Annotated in this window: 1 pseudogene; it reads right to left on the bottom strand. The window is 56.8% G+C overall.

Features of this window, described 5'->3' with window-relative positions:
• Nucleotides 1–117: 117 nt before the first annotated feature.
• Nucleotides 118–1,538, bottom strand: a pseudogene (locus tag AF71_RS31265) (ISNCY family transposase).
• Between the last annotated feature and the right edge of the window lie 331 nt (nt 1,539–1,869).

Below are 1,869 nucleotides of genomic sequence, written 5' to 3'. Positions count from 1 at the left end.
GCAAGAGAGGGCCTCACACTCTTCCAGGACGGATCCTTCCACAAGACACCGCTTTGGTCCGCATGCCTGCAGCTGGAATCGGATACGCAAAGCGATATCGGCGTCCATTGACGATCTCTATTCTGCTGCTGGCTGCCTAATAACGCTTTCTCTCGCCGTGCAATCACCGCCGGATCGTTCATGTAATCTGTCCTCGGCTTGCGTCCCCGCTTCTGATAGCCGTTGGCGGTGCTACCGTCCCGAATGCCAAACATATGATCCTTCTGCCCGGTGCGTCGGGGACCACTCTTGCTGCGTTGCTGTTCTCGGCCGGCTTGCAACTCGGCGACGATCGACAGCATGTCGTCCAGCCGCTTGTTGTCGACGACCTCCGCACGATGCACCGAGCGCAACGTATCGAAGGTCCTGTAGGGCAGGGAAAAGCTCTCGTGCATGATCTCGAGCCGTCCGTCCGGGTAGTCGCAGACGATCACTTTCTGGCCAGCCAGTGGCCTGGAAATCTCGGTCGGATCGAGAATGAACAACACCTTGTCGTAGCGTAGCGTCAGAGATTGCGACAGCGTGCGGACTTCCTTCCGGCACATGGCAGCATCGAGGTTCTCGTGGTTGGCCAGCGGTCGGTGCATGTCCTTTGGATTGCGTGGTTGCTTGCCAAAGCGAGTGTTGAAATCCGCAATGAACTCAGCCGCATAGGAATTGGCAGCTTCGATCGTATCAATGCCGCGAAGCCGTAATTCCTTCACAAGCCGATCCTGCAATGTCTGGTTGGCACGTTCCACCCGACCCTTGGCCTGAGGGGTGTTGGCGCAGATGATATCGATGTTGAGCTCATAAAGCGCCCGGCCGAACTGCGTCAGACCGCTTGTCCTGTCCTTCTTCGACGGATGCGTCGATCGAAAGACACCATGTTTGTCGCTGTAGAAAGCCAACGGCTTGCCCCACTGCTGCAGATAATCCTTTGTCGCATGCAGATAGTCGAACGTATTCTCCGATCCGGCGAAACGCAGGTGCAATAGCTTGCCGGTGGCGTCATCGATATAGACGAGCAGGGCGCATTTGGGGCCGCGGTTCTCGAACCACCAGTGATGCGATCCGTCGATCTGCACCAGTTCGCCAAAGCAGTCGCGCCGACCACGTGGCTGGAAAACCCGTTTCTTGCGTTCACGACGCGAAATCCAGATACCAGCCTCGGTCATCCATTGCCGCAGCGTCTCCTTGGCGACCGAGATCTGGTGCAACTCGAGCAGCTTCTCGCGTGCCAGCGTCGGACCGAAATCCAGATAGCGCTCGCGGATCAGATCCAGCACCGCATTGCGAAACTCTTCGCTATGGCGCCGGTTGCTTGGTCGTGATCGCTTCTTTGAAACAAGGCCGGCCGGACCATCCCGGTCATAGGCCCGCAGCAGCCGATGGACCTGACTTCGACTGAGGTCGAGCCGTTCGGCAGCCTGGACAACGCTTAGGCGTTGGTCACGGATCTTCTGGATAAGTTCAAGACGATGCAACTCTTTCTGCGACATGGTGATCAAACAAGACATCACGACTCCGACCGTTCATGGTCTCGACCAGGCTGAAGATCGTCATCCTTGCTCCCAACGTTGGATTTGACCAGTGCGTCGAAAGGCGAGACTGTCGCATCTCTAACTGGCCCAACTGTCGCATTACTAAATAGCTTGTGACTTCTAATGTAAATGCAACAAGGGCTTAAAGGCTACTACAGGGCAGGGAGATCAGCCCCCGATCCGACCGGCTGGGCCGGGTTGAAAGGGCGGAGCGGGGGCGGGTGATAACATACCCCTTCGGCTTTAGCTTTCTCACTAGCAATTGTTCTTTTACCGCTCGATACTCGCTGGGACTTTCATGGCGCAG

The organism is Rhizobium sp. 57MFTsu3.2, from assembly GCF_012932765.1.
In the GTDB taxonomy this organism is placed as follows: domain Bacteria; phylum Pseudomonadota; class Alphaproteobacteria; order Rhizobiales; family Rhizobiaceae; genus Rhizobium; species Rhizobium altiplani.
Note: the sequence above shows the minus strand (reverse complement) of the source record. Positions and strands in the feature narration are given on the sequence as shown.